This is a genomic window from Massilia sp. Root418 (genome assembly GCF_001425265.1).
Lineage (GTDB): Bacteria > Pseudomonadota > Gammaproteobacteria > Burkholderiales > Burkholderiaceae_D > Rugamonas.
The window spans coordinates 247,418-266,750 of sequence record NZ_LMEC01000023.1; the positions used below are offsets into that span (position 1 = coordinate 247,418).

Genomic DNA, 19,333 nt, shown 5'->3' on the forward strand with positions numbered 1-19,333 from the left:
TCGCTACACTCTCCTTCTTGCTATTGAATTCACTCTGGAGATTGTTCTGATGCGCCTGACCACCCTGATGCTCGCCCTCGCCGCCGCGCTGCCCGCCGCAGCCCACGCCGCCACCATCGTCGACAACGCCAACGGCTACACGCTCAACGCGGCCGGCAAGCTGGTGAAGTTCGCCGCACTGGCGGTCGACGACGCGGGCCGCATCATTGCGGTGGGCAGCAGCAAGGCGGTGGCCGCCAAGGCGCCGGCCGGCGCCACCCGCGTGGACATGCAAGGCAAGACCGTGCTGCCCGGCCTGATCGACGCGCACGGCCATGTGTTCGGCCTGGGCGCCATCGCCACCGGCGCGGAGCTGTACAGCGCCACTTCGCTGCCCGGCGCGCTGCAAGCCGTGGGCGACTTCGCCAGGGCCAACCCGCAGCGTGCCTGGGTGGCGGGCAACGGCTGGAACCAGGAGATCTGGAAGCTGGGCCGCTTCCCCACGGCGCTGGAACTGGACGGTGCGGTGGCCGACCGTCCTGCCCTGATGCACCGGGTGGACGGCCACGCGGTATGGGTCAACAGCAAGGCGCTGGCGCTGGCCGGCATCACCCACGAGACGCCCGACCCGGCCGGCGGCAAGATAGAGCGCGATGAAATCGGCCGCCCGACCGGCATCCTGGTCGACGCCGCCATGGACCTGGTGAACAAGGTGGTGCCCGCGCCAACCGAAGCCGAATCGCGCGCCGCGCTGGACGGCGCGCTGGCGCACCTGGCCAAGGTGGGCCTGACCAGCGCGCACGACGCCGGCATCGGCGTGGGCGAGGACCGCCTGTTCCGCGCTTACGCCGACAACGGCAAGCTCACCGCCCGCATCTACGCCATGATAGGCGACACCACCGCCGACTTCGACCAGCTGTCCAAGGACGGCCCGCTGCAAAGCTACGCCAACGGCCTGTACGCGCTGTCGGCGGTGAAGCTGTACTCGGACGGCGCGCTGGGCAGCCGCGGCGCCGCCCTGATCGCGCCCTACAGCGACGCGCCGAACACCAAAGGCCTGCTGTTCTACAAGAACGAGGAAATGCTGGCCAAGATGGACAAGGCCATGAAGGCCGGCTACCAGGTCAACGTGCACGCCATCGGCGACGCTGGCAACCACCAGATCCTGGACGCCTACGCCGAGCTGCTGAAGAAATACCCGGAGGCGGCCGCGCAGCGCCACCGCATCGAGCACGCCCAGGTGGTGGCGCCGGCCGACATCCCGCGCTTCAAGACGCTGGGCATCATCCCGTCCATGCAGCCGACCCACGCCACCTCCGACCAGAACATGGCCGAGCAGCGCGTGGGCCCGCAGCGCATCAAGGGCGCGTACGCCTGGCAGACCTTCCTCAAGCAAGGCTCGAAGATCGCCTGCGGCTCGGACTTCCCGATCGAGTCGCCCAACCCGCTGGCCGGCATCCACGCCGCCGTCACGCGCCAGGACGGCAGCGGCATGCCGGCCGGCGGCTGGTACAAGAACGAAGCCATGAACCTGCTCCAGGCCTTCCGCTGCTTCACCCTGGACGCCGCCTACGCCGCGCGCCAGGAAAAAGACATCGGCTCGCTGGAAGCGGGCAAGTGGGCCGACTTCATCGTCACCGACGCCGACCTGTTCAAGGTTCCCGCCGCCAGCATCGGCAAGATCACCGTGCTGCAAACCTGGGTCGCAGGCAAGCAGGTGTACAAACGTTAAGTCCCGGACCCCTTGGCAGCAGAAATGGGTTGACTTGGTTGTATAGACAACTTATGCTGGGAAGATGCGCGGAGGGCGCGTGGCGATCCCATGCCCGTCCGTATCACCTGCTACCAAGGAGACGACATGAGCACTTCCCTCGCCAACGATCCACGTTTCGACGCCACCCGCAACATCCGCGCCCCGCGCGGCCCCGAGCGTGTCTGCAAGACCTGGGGCGCGGAAGCGGCCTATCGCATGCTGCAGAACAACCTCGACAATGAAGTGGCCGAGAATCCGCAGCACCTGGTGGTGTACGGCGGCATCGGCCGCGCCGCCCGCAACTGGGCATGCTATGACCAGATCCTGGCCTCGTTGAAGGAGCTGGAAGCCGACCAGACCCTGCTGATCCAGTCCGGCAAGCCGGTCGGCGTGTTCCAGACCCACGAGGACGCGCCGCGCGTGCTGCTGGCGAACTCCAACCTGGTGCCGAAGTGGGCCAACTGGGAACACTTCAATGAACTGGACCGCGCCGGCCTGTTCATGTACGGCCAGATGACGGCCGGCTCCTGGATCTACATCGGCACCCAGGGCATCGTGCAGGGCACCTACGAGACCTTCGCCGAAGCCGGCCGCCAGCACTTCGGCGGCGACATGGCCGGCCGCTGGATCCTCACCGCCGGCCTGGGCGGCATGGGCGGCGCGCAGCCGCTGGCGGCCACCTTCGCCGGCGCCGTCTCCCTGAACATCGAATGCCAGCAGAGCAGCATCGATTTCCGCCTGCGCACCAAGTACCTGGACAAGCAGGCCGCGTCCATCGACGAGGCGCTGGCGCTGGTCAAACACCATACTGAACGCAGGGAGGCCGTTTCCATCGGCCTGCTGGGCAATGCCGCCGAGATCCTGCCGGAGCTGGTCAAGCGCGCCAGGGAAGGCGGCTTGGTGCCGGACCTGGTCACCGACCAGACCTCGGCCCACGACCTGGTGAATGGCTACCTGCCGCGCGGCTGGAGCGTGGCGGACTGGAAGGCCGCCCAGCAGGATCCCGAGCGCCACGCGCGCCTGGTGGCCGCCGCCGCCGATTCCTGCGCCGCCCACGTGCAGGCCATGCTGGAGTTCCAGCAGCTGGGCGCGAAGGTGGTCGACTACGGCAACAACATCCGCCAGGTGGCCTTCGACCAGGGCGTGGAAAACGCTTTCGACTTCCCCGGCTTCGTGCCGGCCTACATCCGCCCGCAGTTCTGCGAAGGGCGCGGCCCGTTCCGCTGGGTGGCGCTGTCGGGCGATCCGGAGGACATCTACAAGACCGACGCCAAGATCAAGGAGCTGTTCCCGCACCACGCGCAGGTGCACCGCTGGCTGGACATGGCGCGCGAGCGCATCGCCTTCCAGGGCCTGCCGGCGCGCATCTGCTGGCTGGGCCTGGGCGAGCGCCACATCGCCGGCCTGGCGTTCAACGAGATGGTGCGCAACGGCGAGCTGAAAGCGCCCATCGTGATCGGCCGCGACCACCTGGACACCGGCTCGGTGGCCAGCCCGAACCGCGAAACCGAAAGCATGAAGGACGGCACCGACGCGGTCTCCGACTGGCCGCTGCTGAACGCGCTGCTCAACACCGCCGGCGGCGCCACCTGGGTCTCGCTGCACCATGGCGGCGGCGTGGGCATGGGCTATTCGCAGCATTCCGGCGTGGTGATCGTGGCCGACGGCACCGACGCCGCCGCCAGGCGCCTGGCGCGCGTGCTGGTGAACGACAGCGGCTCGGGCGTGATGCGCCACGCCGACGCCGGCTATGAAACCGCAGTGGCCTGCGCCAAGCGCAACGGCCTCAATCTGCCCATGATCAAGTAAGTCAAGCAAGGAACGAATATGACGCAATCCCAAAGCAAAGCCTGGACCCTGAACCCGGGCAAGATGACCCTGTGCGAACTGCGCGCCGCCTGGAACGACTACGCGCCCGTGACGCTGGCCGCCGAAGCCTACCCGGTGATTGAAGCCTCGGCCGCCGCCGTGCGCGCCATCGTGGCCAAGGGCGACGCAGCCTACGGCATCAACACCGGTTTCGGCCTGCTGGCCAAGACCCGCATCCCGGACGAGAAGCTGGAACAGCTGCAGCGCAACCTGATCCTGTCGCACTCGGTGGGCACGGGCGAGCTGCTGTCGGACGCGGTGGTGCGCCTGGTCATGCTGATGAAGATCGGCAGCCTAGCGCGCGGCTATTCCGGCGTGCGTCCGCTCATCATCGACACCCTGCTGGCGCTGTACAACGCCGGCATCGTGCCCGCCATCCCGGCCAAGGGCTCGGTCGGCGCCTCCGGCGACCTGGCGCCGCTGTCGCACATGACCCTGGCCATCATGGGCGTGGGCGAGGTGCGCTTCAAGGGCGAACGGGTGCAGGCCATGGACGCGCTCAAGGCCGCCGGCATCGCGCCGGTGGTGCTTGCCGCGAAGGAAGGCCTGGCGCTGATCAACGGCACCCAGGTGTCCAACGCGCTGGCGCTGCACGGCCTGTTCATGGCCGAGCGCCTGCTGGAGGCGGGCATGGTCACCGGTTCGCTGTCGCTGGACGCGGCCAAGGGCAGCGATTCGCCGTTCGACGCGCGCGTGCACGAAGTGCGCGGCCAGCCGGGCCAGATCGCCGCCGCCGCCATCTACCGCGAACTGGTGAGCAACAGCGCCATCCGCGCCTCGCACCTGGTGGGCGACGAGCGCGTGCAGGACCCGTACTGCCTGCGCTGCCAGCCGCAGGTGATGGGCGCGTGCATGGACATCATCGGCAACGTCAGCCGCACCTTGCTGATCGAAGCGAACGCCGTCACCGACAATCCGCTGCTGTTCCAGGAAGGCGACAGCGCCGTGGTGGTCTCGGGCGGCAATTTCCACGCCGAGCCGGTGGCCTTCGCGGCCGACACGCTGGCGCTGGCCATCGCGGAAATCGGCAGCATCGCCGAGCGCCGCATCGCGCTGCTGATCGACGCCACCCTGTCCGGCCTGCCGCCCTTCCTGGTGCGCGATCCCGGCGTGAACTCCGGCTTCATGATCGCCCACGTCACGGCTGCCGCGCTGGCGTCCGAGAACAAGTCGCTGGCCCATCCGGGCAGCGTGGACACCATCCCCACCTCGGCCAACCAGGAAGACCACGTCTCCATGGCCACCTACGCGGCGCGCCGCCTGGACGACATGGCGCACAATACGGCTGTCATCCTCGGCATCGAGCTGCTGGCGGCGGCGCAGGGCATCGATTTCCACCGCCCGCTGAAGACGTCGCCGCAGCTGGAGCACGTGCACGCGCAGCTGCGCGCGCAAGTGCCGTTCTTCGACGCCGACCGCTTCTTCGCGCCGGATATCGAGGCCGCCAAGCAGATGGTGCTGAAGGGTGAGCTGAGCGCTACTTGCAAGAACCTGTTCACGCCGCTGCATCCGTAACTTGCAACCAGCCGTTCCGGGGGACGATCAGATGGACTTTCAATTCACGGCAGGCCGCCTGCCCTTGCTGGTGTCGATGCCCCACGTGGGCACCGACATCCCGGACGATATCGCGGCCGCCTTCGCGCCGGCCGCCGCGGTCAAGACCGATACCGACTGGCACCTGGCGCAGCTGTACGGTTTTCTGAAGGAGATGGGCGCCTCCACGCTGGCGGCGCGCTGGTCGCGCTACGTGATCGACCTGAACCGGCCGCCCGAGAACACCAACCTGTATCCCGGCCAGGACACCACCGGCCTGTGCCCGCTCGACACCTTTGGCCGCGAGCCGCTGTACCTGCCCGGCGGCGCGCCGGACGAGGCCGAGGTGCAGCGCCGCCTGCGCCTGTATTGGCAGCCCTACCACGCGCAGCTGCGCGCCGAGCTGGACCGCCTGCTGGCCATCCACGGCCGCGTGGTGCTGTGGGACGCGCACTCCATCGCGTCCGTGGTGCCGCGCTTCTTCGAGGGCAAGCTGCCGGACCTGAACTTCGGCACCGCCGACGGCGCCTCCTGCGCGCCCGGCATGACGGACGCCATCGCCTCGCTGGCGTGGGCGCACGGCGGCTACACGGTGGCCGTGAACGGCCGCTTCAAGGGCGGCCACATCACGCGCCATTACGGCAAGCCGGCGCAGAACGTGCACGCGATCCAGCTGGAGATGTGCCAGTCCACCTATATGGACGAAACGGCGCCCTATGGCTACCGTGCCGACCTGGCCGCGCAGGTGCAGCCGCTGCTGCGCCAGCTGACGCAGGCCGCCGCCGACTGGGCCGCCAAGGGGGAGCCGGCGTGAGCGCGCTGTACGCGAAGAACGCGCTGCTGCCCGCCGGCTGGGCCAGGGACGTGCTGCTGCAGTGGGACGCGGCCGGCGACCTGACCGGCGTTACGTCCGGCGCCTTGCACCCGGCCGGCGTGGAGCAGGCCGAATATGCCATCCCCGGCATGGTGAACCTGCATTCGCACAGCTTCCAGCGCGCCCTGGGCGGGCTGACCGAGAAGGCCGGCGACGCGGCCGGCAACGTGGCCGGCAACGTGGTCGATTCGTTCTGGACCTGGCGCGACCTGATGTACCGCTTTGCCCGCAACATCACGCCGGCGCACATGGAAGCCATCGCGGCGCAGCTGTTCAGCGAATGCCTGCGCCACGGCTACACCTCGGTGTGCGAATTCCACTATGTGCAGCGGGCGCCGGATGGCGCCTTCTACGCCAACGCCGCCGAAACGGCGCAGCGCGTGATCGCCGGCGCGAAACTGGCCGGCATCGGCGTGACCATGCTGCCTGTCCTGTACAGCTACGCCGGTTTCGGCGCGGAACCCCTCAAGCCGGAGCAGCAGCGCTTCAGGACCGACGCGCAGGACGTGCTGAAGATTATCGGTGAACTCGAAGCGCTGCGCGACGCGCAAACGGAAGTGGGGGTGGCGCCGCACTCGCTGCGTGCCGCGTCCGTGTCGCAGATCAAGGAGGTGCTGGCCAGCCTGCCGCACAATCGCCCGGTGCACATCCATATCGCCGAGCAGCAGGGCGAAGTGCGCCAGTCGCTCGATTTCAGCGCACGGCGTCCGGTGCAATACCTGTATGATGAGGTGCAGGTGGACAGCCGCTGGTGCCTGGTGCACGCCACCCACCTGGTGGACGGCGAAGTGCAGTCCATCGCGCAGAGCGGCGCCGTGGCGGGCCTGTGCCCGACCACCGAAGCCAACCTGGGCGACGGCCTGTTCCCGCTGGAGCCCTTTTTGGCGCACGGGGGGCGTTTCGGGATCGGCAGCGACAGCCACATCTCGCAAAGCGCGGTCGAGGAACTGCGCTGGCTTGAATACGGCCAGCGGCTGATGCACCAGCGCCGCAACATCGCGGTGTCGCCCGCGCAGCGCAACGTGGGCGACTTTTTGTGGCAGGGCGCCCTGCAGGGCGGGGCGCAGGCTGCGGGACGCGCGGTGGGCGCGCTGGAGACGGGCAAGCGGGCGGACCTCATCGTGCTCGATGACGACCATCCTAATCTGTACGGGCTGGCGGCGGACGAAGTCCTCGGCACCCTGGTATTCAGCGGTAACGATAATCTGGTGAAGCATGTATTGGCTGGCGGCCAGTGGGTGGTGCGCGAGCAGAAGCACGCGGCGCAACAGGCCATCGCCGCGCGCTTCAAACAGACGCTGGCCGAACTGCGGGAGTTCCGGTAATGAGCAAGCTGATACAGTACGCAAGCCTGCACGCCACGCCGTGGAAGAACGGCGGCGGCAGCACCACCGAGATCGCCATCGCGCCCACCGGCGCCACCTTCGACAATTTCGACTGGCGCATCAGCCTGGCGACGATCGCGCAGAGCGGGCCGTTTTCGCTGTTCCCCGGCATCGACCGCACGCTGACGCTGGTGAACGGGCCGTGCGTGGTGCTGGACGTGGGCAACGAGCGCCAGGTGGCGCTCAGCGAGCGCGAACCGGTGGTCGCCTTCCCGGGCGAAATCGCTGTATCGGCCACCGTGGGCGACGGCCCCACCACCGATTTCAACGTGATGACGCGGCGCTCGCGCTGCACCCACCAGCTGGAGCGGCGCACGGTGCGCGACTTTTCCACGCTGGAGCGGCGCAGCCCCACCACCGTCGTGTTCCTGGCCGAAGGCGAAAGCCTGACCATGATCAGCGCCAGCGAGCGCGTGGCCATGGTGCGCTACGACGCGCTGGTGCTCTACACCGGGGACGTGTGGACCCTGGAGGCGGCCAGCGCCACGGTGTTCATCGTCGATATCATCCCCAACGAGGAAGAAGACGAACAATGATGTGGGACGTGTTGTATACCAATGTGCACCTGGCCACCATGGTGGACGGGTATGGCGAACTGCGGGACGGCGCCATCGCCGTGAAGGACGGGCGCATTGCCTGGCTGGGCAAGGCGTCCGGGGCCAGCCCGGACCAGGCCGCCGCCGTGCACGACGGCGCCGGCTGCTGGCTCACCCCCGGCCTGGTCGACTGCCACACGCACATCGTCCACGCCGGCAACCGCAGCGGCGAATTCGAGGCGCGCCTGAACGGCGCGACCTACGAGGAGATCGCCAGGGCCGGCGGCGGCATCATGTCGACCGTGCGCGCCACCCGCGCCGCATCGGACGAGGAACTGTATGCGCAAAGCCTGCCGCGCATCGCCAGCCTGCTGGCCGAAGGCGTCACCACGCTGGAGATCAAGTCCGGCTACGGGCTCACCCTGGAGTCCGAAGCCAGGATGCTGCGCGTGGCGCGCCTGGTGGGCGAGCGGCTGCCGGTCAGCGTGGCCACCACCTTCCTCGGCGCGCACGCCGTACCGCCGGAATTCGCCGGCCGCGCGGACGACTACGTGGCCGAGGTGTGCGCCATGATGCCGCTGCTGGCCGGGCAGGGCCTGGTCGATGCGGTGGACGCCTTCTGCGAAAGCATCGGGTTCAGCTACGCGCAGACCGAGCGCGTGTTCCAGGCCGCCGCCGCGCTCGGGCTGCCGGTCAAGCTGCACGCGGAGCAGCTGTCGGACCAGCGCGGCGCCGAACTGGTGGCGCGCTACCGGGGCTTGTCCGCCGACCACCTGGAGCGCCTGGGCGCGGACGGCATCGCCGCCATGCGGCAGGCGGGCACGGTGGCCGTGCTGCTCCCGGGCGCCTACTACTTCCTGCGCGACACCACGCCGCCGCCGGTGGCCGCGTTGCGCGAGGCCGGCGTGCCGATGGCCGTCTCCACCGACAACAACCCCGGCACCTCGCCCATGACGTCGCTGCTGCTGGCGATGAATATGGTGTGCACCCTGTGGCGCCTGACGCCGCTCGAAGCGCTGGCCGGCTGCACCGTGCACGCCGCCCGCGCCCTCGGCCGGCAGGGCGAGATCGGCACGCTGGAAGTGGGCAAGCGCGCCGACTTCGCGCTGTGGGATATCGCCCGGCCGGCGGAGCTGTCGTATGCCATCGGGTTTAATCCGTGCCGGGGCGTGGTCTACGGCGGGGTGCTGCGCCGGCGCTGATTTTCCCGCCCGGGGCGCTGGCGATCGTGTACATTAATACGATCAACCGTGCCCTTTATTGCAGATCACCATGCGTCCTATCAGTCTCGCTGTATTGCTGGCCTTTGGCTCGCAGGCCTTTGCCCAGGTTCCCCCCGCGCCGGTGCCGCCCGCGCCAACACCGGACGTGCCGCTGGTGGCCACCACGCCGGCCCAGCCGGCCGCGCCGGGCGCGCCCGCAGCGGCACCTGCCGTCAATGCCGCCGCGCCCAAGCCTTTCAATGAAGTCATCAAGGGCGCGCAGCGCCTGCCGGGATTCTTCGCGCTGTACCAGAAGGACGAGAAGGTGTGGCTGGAGCTGAAACCTGAGCAGTTCGACAAGCCCATGTTCATGTCCGTGAACACGCCCAACGGCATCGGCGAGCGCGGCGTGTACGGCGGCCAGATGACGCGCAGCGAAGTGGTCATCTTCCGCAAGATCGGCAACCTGGTGCAGCTGATCGCGCTGAACACCGATTTCCGGGCCAAGCTGGGTACACCCCAGGCGTTGGCGGTGTCGCAGGGCTTCTCCGACAGCCTGCTCAGCGCCGCGCCGGTGGCAAGCGCGCCCAATCCGCAGGGCAAGGGCATCCTGGTGGAGGCCAACGCGCTGCTGTTCTCCGACATCCCCGGCTACGCCACGCGGCTGGATTACGCCTTCCGCCTGCCCTACGCGCTGGACCCGCGCAACAGCAGCTTCAGCAACATCCGCAGCGACGACAGCATGACCGGCCTGCATGTGAACGCGCACTTCTTCGTGCCGCGCATCGCCGCCGCCCCGCTGGTGGCCACGCCCATGCCCTACATGCCGCCGCCGTTCACCCTGCCGGACCCGCGCAGCATGTTCCTCGGCTTCTACTACAGCTTCATGCCGCTGCCCGAGCAGCCCATGCCGGCGCGCGCGGCGGACGACCGCATCGGCCACTTCGTCACCACCAGCCTCGATTTCAGCGACGACCTCAAGCCCAGCCTGGCCACCCACGCGGTGAACCGCTGGCGCCTGGAGAAAAAGGACCCGGCGCTGGCGCTCTCCGAGCCGAAGCAGCCCATCGTGTACTGGCTGGACAAGAACATCCCGGAGAAGTACCGCGAGTCGGTGAAGCAGGGCGTGCTGGCGTGGAACGCCGCTTTCGAGCGCATCGGCTTCAAGGACGCCATCGTGGTCAGGCAGCAGGAAGCCAGGGACAACTTCGACACCATGGACGCGCGCCACGCCTCGGTGCGCTGGTACGTGGGCGTGGACGCCGGCTTTGCCATCGGCCCGCGCCAGGTGGACCCGCGCAGCGGCGAGATCCTCGACGCGGACATCGGCATGTCCGACGTGTTCGCGCGCGGTGCGCGCCGCATGGCCAGCGAGGACACGCGCTTCAGTCCGGAAGCCATGGCCCAGGCCTACTATCCGGGGCACGCCGGGCATGCGGAAAACCGCTGCGACTACGGCATGGAATCGGCCCAGGAGATGGGCTTCGCGCTGGACCTGCTGGAAGTGCGCGGCGACGTGGAGATGGACAGCCCGCAGGCCGAGGCGGTGGCGCAAGCCTATGTGCGCGCGGTCATCATGCACGAGGTGGGGCACACGCTGGGCCTGCGCCACAACTTCCGCTCGTCCACCATCTACAGCCTGAAACAGCTGCAGGACCCGGCGTTCACCACCAAGAACGGCATGAGCGGCTCGGTCATGGACTACACGCCGTTCAACCTGGCGGTGAAAGGCGAGCAGCAGGGCGAATACGTGGCCTCCGCGCTCGGCCCCTACGACTATTGGGCCATCGAATACGCCTACAAGCCCATCGCGCCGGAGCAGGAAAAGGACGAGCTGGCGCGCATCGCCAGCCGCTCCAATGAGCCGCTGCTGGCCTTCGGCACCGACCAGGAAGCATACGGCGGTGTGTCCGATCCCGGCGTAAACATCTTCGACCTGGGCGACGATCCGCTGGCCTATTTCCAGAAGCGCCTGACCATGTCGCGCGAGCTGTGGGACCGCGTGCAGACGCGCCGCCTGAAGCCGGGCGAGAGCTACGAGTCGCTGCGCCGCAGTTTCGAATACGGCTTCTCGCAGTTCGCGCGGGTAATGCCGGTGGTGGTGAAGTACGTCGGCGGCGTGACGCACCTGCGCGACCACGCCGGCACCGGCCGCGCCACGTTCACGCCGGTGCCGGTGGAGCGCCAGCGCGCCGCGCTCAAGCTGCTGACCAATAACCTGTTCCGCGCCGACAGCTTCAAGTTCACGCCGGACATGGTGAGCCGCCTAGGCGGCGACCAGCTGGTGAACCGCCTGCGGCCCGACGTTTCCATCGGCAGCCACGTGCTGGCGCTGCAGGCGGCGGCGCTTGACCAGCTCATGTCCGACCCGGTGGCGGGCCGCCTGCTCGACTCGCAGGAGAAGGTGGACCAGTCCAAAAAAGCGCTGGCGCTGGATGAGCTGTACACCACGGTGCAGTCGGCCGTGTGGAGCGAGCTGAAAACCGGCAAGGACATCAACAGCATGCGGCGCAACCTGCAGCGCGAGCACCTGAAGCGCGTGGCCACCTCGCTGCTGCGCTCCGCGCCCGGTGCGCGTGCCGATGCGCGCAGCCTGCAGCGGCAGCAGGCGCTGGTCCTGCAGCGCGACATCCGCGGTGCCATGTCGGGCGCCATCAGCAACGAGGCGCGGGCCCACCTGGCGGAAAGTTATGAAACGCTGAGCCAGGCGCTGAAGGCGCCGATGCTGCGCACGGGCGCCTGATTTGCGGCGCCTGAGCGGCGGCGGACACGGCGCAGGCCGTCCACCCTGGGACAGCGCGCCGGCCTGGCGCGCTGTCCTTAGCGCGGTGGCGCGCGCGGCCGGCGCCGGTCTTTGCGCCATCCTGCTTGCAGTCTTGGCATCGGCATCGGCCTCGGCCTCTGCGGCCGGCGACGGCGTGCTGCGCATCGGCTCCAAGCGTTTCACCGAATCCTACATCCTGGGCGAGCTGCTGGCGCAGACCGCCGCGCCGCACGCCAGGACGGAGCACAAGCAAGGGCTGGGCAATACGGCCATCGTGCTGGCCGCCCTGCAGGCCGGCAAGATCGACGTCTATCCCGAATACACCGGCACCATCGCCCTGGAAATCCTCAAGCGCGGCGCGTCCGCGCCGCTGGAGCAGCTGCGGCGCGACCTGGCGCCGCTGGGCCTCGGCGTGGCGGTGCCGCTGGGCTTCAACAACACCTATGCGCTGGCCACGCGCGGCGACGGCGGCAGCGGCGCCGCGCGTACGCTGAGCGGGTTGGCAGGGCAGGGCGGCTACAAGTTCGGCCTGTCGCACGAATTCATCGGCCGCGCCGACGGCTGGCCCGGCCTTGCGCAGCGCTACGGCCTGCCGCAAAAGCCGGTCGGCCTGGACCACGGCATCGCCTACGAGGCGCTGGCGCAGAAGCAGGTGGACGTGATCGACATCTACTCCACCGACGCCAAGATCAGCCAGTACGGCCTGCGCGTGCTGGAGGACGACAAAGGCTACTTCCCGCGCTACGACGCCGTGCTGCTCTACCGCCTGGACGCCCCCCGGCGCTTCCCGGCCGCCTGGCGCGCCATCCAGCGCCTCGAAGGCCGCATCGCCGCCGCCGACATGATCGCCATGAACGCCGCCGCCGAAGTGGACGGCAAGAGCTTCGCATCGGTCGCCGCCGCCTGGCTTGCCGCCCACGCCGCCGGCGCCGGGCCATCAGCTCCTCCGGCTACGCCGCCCATCAACGCCGCTGCGCCACCGGCCTCCCCGGCTACGCCGTCCGCCGCCGCTGCGGGGCCCGCCGCCACGCCGGCAGCCGCGCGCCCCGGCCTGCTGGCCAAGATCTTCGACGCCAGCCTGTGGACGCTCACGCGCCAGCACGTCACGCTGGTGCTGCTGGCGGTGGCGCTGGCCTGCGCGGTGGGCGTGCCGCTGGGCGTGCTGGCCGCCTACGTCCCGCGCCTGCGGCAGACCGTGCTGGCTCTCACCGGGGTGCTGCAAACCATCCCTTCGCTGGCCCTGCTGGCGATGATGATCCCGCTGCTGGGCAGCATCGGCACCGGCCCCGCCCTGGTGGCCCTGTTCGTGTACGCGCTGCTGCCCATCGTGCGCAACACCTGCACCGGCATCGGCCAGGTGCAGCCCGGCCTGAAACTGGCCGCGCAAGCGCTGGGACTGAGGGGATGGCACACGCTGGTGCACGTGGAGCTGCCGCTGGCCATGCCGGTGATCCTGGCCGGTGTGAAGACCGCTGCGGTCATGAGCGTGGGTACGGCCACGATAGCGGCCTTCATCGGCGCCGGCGGCTACGGCGAACGCATCACCATAGGCCTGGCCCTGAACGACAACGACATGCTGCTGGCAGGCGCTTTGCCTGCCGCCGCGCTGGCCCTGCTCACGCAAGGCCTGTTCGAGCTGCTGGAGCGCCTGGCGGCTCGGGGGGAAAGGGTCAGTCGGTAGCCAGCTGCGACAGGGCGTCGCCCGTCACGCGGCAGATGCGCCAGTCCGGCATCACGGTGGCGCCCATGCCCTTGTAGAAATTGATCGCGTTCTCGTTCCAGTCCAGCACCGACCACTCGAAACGGCCGCACTTGCGCTCCACCGCCAGCTGCGCCAGCGCCACCAGCATCTGCTTGCCATAGCCCTTGCCACGGCAGTTCTGCTTCACGTACAGGTCTTCCAGGTACAAGCCCTTCTGGCACAGGAAGGTGGAGAAGTTATGGAAGAACAGCGCAAACGTCACCACCTCGCCGTTTTCCACGCCCACGATGGCCTCGGCCGCCGGATGGTCGCCGAACAGGCTTTCGTGCAGTCTGGCCTCGTTGGCCACCACCATGTGCTCCAGTTTTTCAAACACCGCCAGTTCGAAAATCATGCCGAAAATGGCGTTGACGTCTTCGGGAAGGGCGGGACGGATGGACAGGCTATTTGAATTCATGGCGCTTCGAGTTTGCTTTCTAACGGGATGGGGTTGGTGTTCTTCGCGGGCGACGGCGCCTTCAGCGCCCAGGCCACGCTGGACAGGCACAATACCATGCCCAGCCACTCCATGGCACCTGGCCGGTAGTGTTCCAGCTGGATCGACAGCAGTACCGAGATCACCGGCGTCACCACGCCGATGTACACGGCCTTCTGCGAACCGATGCGGTGGATCAGGGTGAAATAGGCGCCGAAGGCGATCACGGAACCGAACAGGGACAGGTAGATCAGGCCGGCCCAGTAGCTCGGGCGTGACGGCAGACGGAACTCCTGGCCGTTGAGCAGGGCCCAGCAGGCCACCGCGAGCGTGCCCCAGAACATGGCCCAGGCCATCGTCAGGAACACATTGGACGATTCCTCGCGCACCTTCACCACCACCACGTTGCCGATGGTGCTGGCCACGGTGGCACACAGCGCGAGCCCCAGGCCAAACAGGAAGTGGCCGCTGCCGCCGGACAGGATGTCCTTCCACGCGTGGTGGATGGGCTCGTAGAACAGCAGGATCACGCCGCAGATCGACACCGCCGCCGCGCTCCACATGCGCCAGGTGAGCGGCGTGCCGAACATGAAGCGGTTGCAGATCGGGGTCCAGAACACCATCAGCACGAACAGCACCGCCACCAGCGCGGACACCAGGTACTGTTCCGACGTGTAGGTGCAGACGTAGCTGATGGCGAACGTGGCCACGCCCTGCAGCATCATCCAGCGCTGCACCTTCCACGGCATGCGCAGGCGGTCGCCGCGCAGCAGGCACCAGGTGAACAGGGTGGCCGAGGCCAGGCCGAAACGGTACACGATGGACACGGCCGGGGCGACATCGCCTAGCTGCAAGGTGATCGCCCAGAAGGTGGAGCCCCAGATCAGGCAGGCGATGGCGAACAGGATGGGCGAGGACAGGGTAGGCGGGGACATCCGGGCAGTATACGGACTTTCCCCGCCGCTTGCTTGAGAGCTATTCGGGAGCTATGTCAGTAGGCCAGCTTGAGCTTGCGGTACAGGAAACTGAGCACGAACAGGGGGCCGATCAGCAGAAAACGCACGTCGTCGAAGAAGGACGGCTTCTTGCCCTCGATCTTATGGCCGATGAACTGGCCGATCCAGGCCAGCACGAAGACGCCGATGGACAGCGGCAGGATGACCGGCGGCGGCAGCACCGACAGCACGCCCAGCATCAGCAGCGACATCACCAGCATGCCGGCCGCGAACGGGATCGACAGGCGCACGTAATAGGCCAGCGACAGCAGCACCACGCCCAGCGCCGCCATGGGCTGCAGGCTCCAGATCAGGCCCAGCAGGGAGAACACGATGGCGGGCACGCACACGAAATGGATGATCTCGTTGGTGTGGTTCAAGTGGCTTTCGCTATACTTTGCCAGCAGCACATCGATGGGACGGGGTTCACTCATGCTTAGCATCTCCAGCATAGATATTGTTCAGTACGACCGTCCGATTCTACACTGGAAGCCAGCCATGCCATGAAGCCATGACGAACAAACAAGAAACCCCGGCACCGCCCGGCTTGGCCCCGGCCGGCGCGCAGATGCGCCTGGCGAGAAAGCGCTGTTTCGACCCGGTGGTGGACGCGCGCACGCGCTTGCTCGTGCTTGGGAGCTTGCCGGGAGAAAAATCGCTGGCGCTGCAGGAGTATTACGGCAACCGGCAAAACCGCTTCTGGTACTTGATGTCCGATGTGACAAGTGTCGACCTGGTGCCGCTCGACTACGCTGCGCGCCTTGACGCCTTGCTGGCGCTGCGGGTCGGGTTGTGGGACGTGGTTGCCGAAGCGCATCGCCCTGGCAGCCTGGACAGCAGCATCCGCGACCGCAACGACAACGATCTGCTCGCCCTGATCGCCAACTTGCCGGACCTGACGACCATTGCCTTCAATGGCGGCACGGCAGCCAGGCTGGGCCTGAAAGTGCTGGGCCCGCACGCAGCCCGCTATCGCATCGTCCAGCTACCGTCGAGCAGTCCGGCGCACACCATGCCATATGCCGAAAAATCGCGGCTATGGCTGGCGCTGCGCGGGTTCTGATATGATCCGCTTGCTCTTTTGACATCTTGGGGAAAGGCCGTCATGAAGATAGGCATGCTGACTTGGGGCTCGCACGGCGACATCCGGCCGTTTCTGGCCCTGGCCGATGGCTTGCAGGCAGCCGGGCACGCGGTGCATCTGGTGATCACCAGTATACAAAGGGATGCCTTTGCCGGCGTGCGCTCCGCGCAGGGCGCGAAGATCACCGTGATCAGTCCCCTGGACTTCAGCGCCGCACAAGCCGAGCAAGTGGCGCAGACCGCTTACCGCATCCGCGATCCGATGAAGCAGATGGCTGCCCTGGTCCGGCTGGCATTCGCCCCCTGCGAGGACGCCATGTTCGAAGCCGCCCAGCGCCTATGCGCCGAGTCCGACCTGCTGATAGGGCACTACTTCGTGCACCCGCTGCAGATCGCCGCCGAGCATGCTGGCCTGCCCTATGTGAGCGTGCTGCTGACGCATGCCGCCATTCCCAGCGCGCACCAGCATCCGCTCGGCCTGGCCCTGCTTGGCAAGCCGGGCAACCGCTTCCTCTGGTGGCTGACGCGGGCCATGATGAACCGCACGCTCAGGCATTATCCCGACCGCTTGCGGCGCCAACTCGGCATGCAGCCCATGCGCGACATGGTCTCGGAGGTGTGGCTGTCGCGCTGTCTCAGCCTGGTGGCCGTGAGTCCGCAGATCTGCGAGCGGCAGCCGGACTGGCCGGATACCATCCAGGTCTGCGGCTTTCTCGACCGCCCCAACTGCGCATCCGAGGGCGTGCTGCCCGCCGCGCTGCCGGCATTCCTGGCCGCCGGCGAAGCCCCCGTTTTCATGACCTTTGGCAGCTGGATGCCCAAGGACTTGCCCGCCCAGGCGGCGGCACTGCGCCTGCTTACCGAGGCGGCCAAGCTGGCCAACTGCCGCGCCATCATCCAGTGCGATGCCTGGGAAGCCTGCGGCTTCGCCTCGAATGACCAGATCCTGTATATCGGCGCATCGCCGCATCATCTGGTGTTCCCGCATTGCTTCGCCGTGCTGCACCATGGCGGCGCGGGAACGACGCAATCGGCCACGCTGGCTGGCAAGCCATCGATTGTGGTAGCCAACATCAGTGAGCAGGAGCACTGGGGCAGCGAGTTGCGGCGCATGGGCCTGGCCGGCAAGCCGGTCAAGCGGCGCAGCGCCACCTCGGAGGCCATCGCGCAGCGAATCCGGCAACTGCTCGCCCATCCCGCCATGACGGAGCGCGCGCGCACAGCCGGCGCCGCCATGCGCCGGGAAAACGGTGTGGCCGAGGCGGTGCGCTGCATCGGCGCCGTTCAGGGCCTGGCCACCGCCTCGCGCACGAAGGCTTCATAGGTGCGCAGCGGGTGCCCGGCGATGGCTTCCAGCCGCGCCACCGTTCCTGCAGCCGCCTGCATGCCGAATTGCTGGATGCCGGTCATCATGAGGCGCATGTCGTACGCCAGCCAGGCCGGGCCGTAGGTGCTCAGGTTCTTCTCGAACGCCGCTACGTCGTCGCCGCCGTAGGCAATCTCGCGGTCCAGGGCGGCGCTCCAGATTTTTGCGACGGCGGCGCCGGTCAGCGCTTCCGGACCGGCCAGGTCCAGCGTGACGCGCGCCAGCGGCGAAGGTGCCCGGTCGCGCCGCAGCAGTTCTGCGACGGCGATATCGGCGATGTCGCGCGCATCGATCATCGCGGTGCCCGCCGATCCAATCGGCATCGGGTACAGCCCGTAGCCTTCGATCGCCTGCTGGACCATCAGGTCGTTTTGCATGAAGTAGGCGGGGCGCAGGATGGTCGCCGGCATGTCCAGGCTGTCGATCATGCGCTCCACCGTATGCTTGCCGGTGAAGTGCGGAACATTGGTGAACTTGTCGGCGTGGATCACCGACAGGTAGACGATGCGCTCGATGCCGGCCTCGCGCGCAAGGTTCAGCGTGACGAGGGCCTGGGTCACCTCGTCGGGCGTGACGGCGTTGAGCAGGAACAGGGTGCGCACCGGCGCCAGCGCGGCGCGCATCGACGGCACATCGGTGAGGTCGGCGACCACTTCGGTGACGCCGGCCGGAAAGTCCCGCTTGCCGCGCTGGCGCACCAGGGCTTGAACGTCGGCGCCCGCGTCGGCAAGGCGCTGGGTGATGAGTGAACCAATGGTGCCGGTGGCGCCGGTGACGAGTATGCTCATTTGAATCTCCTGAAGTTGATAGAACGTCGGATAAAACAGCGTGATCAGCGGGCGAAATCCGCAACCACTTTTCCGGCCCGGGGCACGGTGCGATTGCGTTCGATCGCCCCTGGGATATCGAGGAAACCGACTACCTCGCTAACCCTGGACTGGAGCGTGCCGGCGGCGACTTCCGCTGCCAGCGTTTCCAGCAGTTCGGGGTCGGGCTGGTTGATAAACCAGAGGCCACGGCGATTCGCCGGCGTGCGCGCCAGGATGTCGGGCGACGATGTGCCGACGATGGCGCCGTCCCGCGCCAGTACTTGCCACGAGCGGTCCAGTACTTCCCCGCCCACGTAGTCGAGCACCAGGTCGATGTCCCGCACCAGGTCTTCAAAACGCTGGGATTGATAGTCGATGACATGGTCGGCGCCGAGGCTGCGCACGTAGTCGAGGTCCGCCGTGGCTGCGGTGGCGTAGACCTCGGCGCCTGCCCGCTTGGCATACTGCACTGCATAGCCTCCCAGGCCGCCCGCCGCGCCGTGGATCAGGATGCGCTGGCCGGCACGCACCGGTCCCGCATGGTGCAGGCTTTTCCAGGCTGCCACCGCCGCCACGGGCATTGCCGCTGCCTGGACATGGTCCAGGCCTTCCGGCGTGCGGGCCAGGATGGCGGCGCTGACCAGCACGAAGTCAGCGTAGGCGCCCAGGCCTCCCACCGTGCCCATCACCCGGTCGCCGGCGCGGAAGCGGGAAACCCCGGGGCCGACCGCTTCGACCACGCCGGCCAGTTCGGCGCCCAGCACGATGGGCAGCGGCAGCGGGAAGGCGTCCCGCACCATGCCTTCCCGCACTTTCCAGTCGATGCCGTTCACGCCGGCGGCTTGAACCCGGACCAGCACCTGGCCCTGGCCTGGCTCCGGCTTATGGATCCCGGCCAATTCTGCCGCGGCGGCGCCGCCGTATGCCCGGATCAGTACTGCGCGTTGCGTGGTGTTCATGTCATTTCTCCGTATTGGGTTTCGATGAAGACAAGATATGCTGTTGCAG

Annotated in this window: 16 protein-coding genes; 11 read left to right on the forward strand and 5 right to left on the reverse strand. The window is 67.9% G+C overall.

Annotation, left to right across the window (positions count from 1 at the left end):
* The first annotated feature begins 49 nt into the window (after nucleotides 1-49).
* The 9 genes from ASC94_RS24550 to ASC94_RS24590 all read left to right on the forward strand — a co-directional run bounded on the left by ASC94_RS24550 (nucleotide 50) and on the right by ASC94_RS24590 (nucleotide 13,576).
* Nucleotides 50-1,711 carry an amidohydrolase gene (locus ASC94_RS24550; protein WP_056402124.1) on the forward strand — a complete coding sequence of 554 codons (1,662 nt, stop codon included), beginning with the start codon at nucleotides 50-52 and terminating at the stop codon, nucleotides 1,709-1,711.
* Nucleotides 1,712-1,837: 126 nt separating this feature from the next.
* A complete protein-coding gene (gene hutU, locus ASC94_RS24555; protein ID WP_056402127.1) occupies nucleotides 1,838-3,541 on the forward strand; it encodes a urocanate hydratase in 1,704 nt (567 codons plus the stop codon).
* Between the two features lie 18 nt (nucleotides 3,542-3,559).
* The gene (gene hutH / locus ASC94_RS24560) at nucleotides 3,560-5,116 is read left to right on the forward strand and encodes a histidine ammonia-lyase (protein WP_056402130.1); all 1,557 of its coding nucleotides are present in this window, start codon (nucleotides 3,560-3,562) and stop codon (nucleotides 5,114-5,116) included.
* A gap of 31 nt (nucleotides 5,117-5,147) precedes the next feature.
* On the forward strand, nucleotides 5,148-5,948 hold the full coding sequence (gene hutG / locus ASC94_RS24565; RefSeq protein ID WP_056402133.1) for an N-formylglutamate deformylase: 801 nt from the start codon (nucleotides 5,148-5,150) through the stop codon (nucleotides 5,946-5,948).
* On the forward strand, nucleotides 5,945-7,333 hold the full coding sequence (locus ASC94_RS24570; protein ID WP_056402136.1) for a formimidoylglutamate deiminase: 1,389 nt from the start codon (nucleotides 5,945-5,947) through the stop codon (nucleotides 7,331-7,333). The genes hutG and ASC94_RS24570 overlap by 4 nt, the downstream gene beginning before the upstream one ends.
* Nucleotides 7,333-7,929: a HutD family protein gene (locus ASC94_RS24575; RefSeq protein ID WP_056402140.1), complete on the forward strand. Its 597-nt coding sequence runs from the start codon at nucleotides 7,333-7,335 to the stop codon at nucleotides 7,927-7,929. The genes ASC94_RS24570 and ASC94_RS24575 overlap by 1 nt, the downstream gene beginning before the upstream one ends.
* Nucleotides 7,929-9,131, forward strand: a complete 1,203-nt coding sequence (gene hutI / locus ASC94_RS24580; RefSeq protein WP_082616831.1) for an imidazolonepropionase — start codon at nucleotides 7,929-7,931, stop codon at nucleotides 9,129-9,131. The genes ASC94_RS24575 and hutI overlap by 1 nt, the downstream gene beginning before the upstream one ends.
* Before the next feature lie 70 nt (nucleotides 9,132-9,201).
* Nucleotides 9,202-11,874: a zinc-dependent metalloprotease gene (locus ASC94_RS24585; protein ID WP_056402506.1), complete on the forward strand. Its 2,673-nt coding sequence runs from the start codon at nucleotides 9,202-9,204 to the stop codon at nucleotides 11,872-11,874.
* Nucleotides 11,875-11,995: 121 nt separating this feature from the next.
* Complete coding sequence (locus tag ASC94_RS24590) at nucleotides 11,996-13,576, forward strand: glycine betaine ABC transporter substrate-binding protein (RefSeq protein WP_373888138.1); 1,581 nt, start codon at nucleotides 11,996-11,998, stop codon at nucleotides 13,574-13,576.
* Here ASC94_RS24590 and ASC94_RS24595 read toward each other — a convergent pair.
* The 3 genes from ASC94_RS24595 to ASC94_RS24605 form a co-directional block, all read right to left on the reverse strand.
* Nucleotides 13,566-14,054, reverse strand: coding sequence for a GNAT family N-acetyltransferase (locus ASC94_RS24595; protein WP_056402145.1), 489 nt, complete (start codon nucleotides 14,052-14,054; stop codon nucleotides 13,566-13,568). The genes ASC94_RS24590 and ASC94_RS24595 overlap by 11 nt on opposite strands.
* The gene (locus ASC94_RS24600) at nucleotides 14,051-14,992 is read right to left on the reverse strand and encodes a DMT family transporter (protein WP_056402512.1); all 942 of its coding nucleotides are present in this window, start codon (nucleotides 14,990-14,992) and stop codon (nucleotides 14,051-14,053) included. Before ASC94_RS24600 ends, ASC94_RS24595 begins: the two co-directional genes overlap by 4 nt.
* Before the next feature lie 71 nt (nucleotides 14,993-15,063).
* On the reverse strand, nucleotides 15,064-15,501 hold the full coding sequence (locus ASC94_RS24605; RefSeq protein ID WP_056402150.1) for a DUF962 domain-containing protein: 438 nt from the start codon (nucleotides 15,499-15,501) through the stop codon (nucleotides 15,064-15,066).
* A gap of 134 nt (nucleotides 15,502-15,635) precedes the next feature.
* Between ASC94_RS24605 and ASC94_RS24610 the strand changes: the two genes are divergently transcribed.
* Nucleotides 15,636-16,130 carry a DNA-deoxyinosine glycosylase gene (locus tag ASC94_RS24610; protein WP_056402513.1) on the forward strand — a complete coding sequence of 165 codons (495 nt, stop codon included), beginning with the start codon at nucleotides 15,636-15,638 and terminating at the stop codon, nucleotides 16,128-16,130.
* A gap of 54 nt (nucleotides 16,131-16,184) precedes the next feature.
* Entirely contained in the window at nucleotides 16,185-17,474 is a 1,290-nt protein-coding gene (locus tag ASC94_RS24615) for a glycosyltransferase (RefSeq protein WP_056402153.1), read from the forward strand.
* Here ASC94_RS24615 and ASC94_RS24620 read toward each other — a convergent pair.
* Nucleotides 17,435-18,304 carry an NmrA family NAD(P)-binding protein gene (locus ASC94_RS24620; protein ID WP_056402156.1) on the reverse strand — a complete coding sequence of 290 codons (870 nt, stop codon included), beginning with the start codon at nucleotides 18,302-18,304 and terminating at the stop codon, nucleotides 17,435-17,437. The genes ASC94_RS24615 and ASC94_RS24620 overlap by 40 nt on opposite strands.
* A gap of 44 nt (nucleotides 18,305-18,348) precedes the next feature.
* Nucleotides 18,349-19,284, reverse strand: coding sequence for an NADP-dependent oxidoreductase (locus ASC94_RS24625; RefSeq protein ID WP_056402160.1), 936 nt, complete (start codon nucleotides 19,282-19,284; stop codon nucleotides 18,349-18,351).
* Between the last annotated feature and the right edge of the window lie 49 nt (nucleotides 19,285-19,333).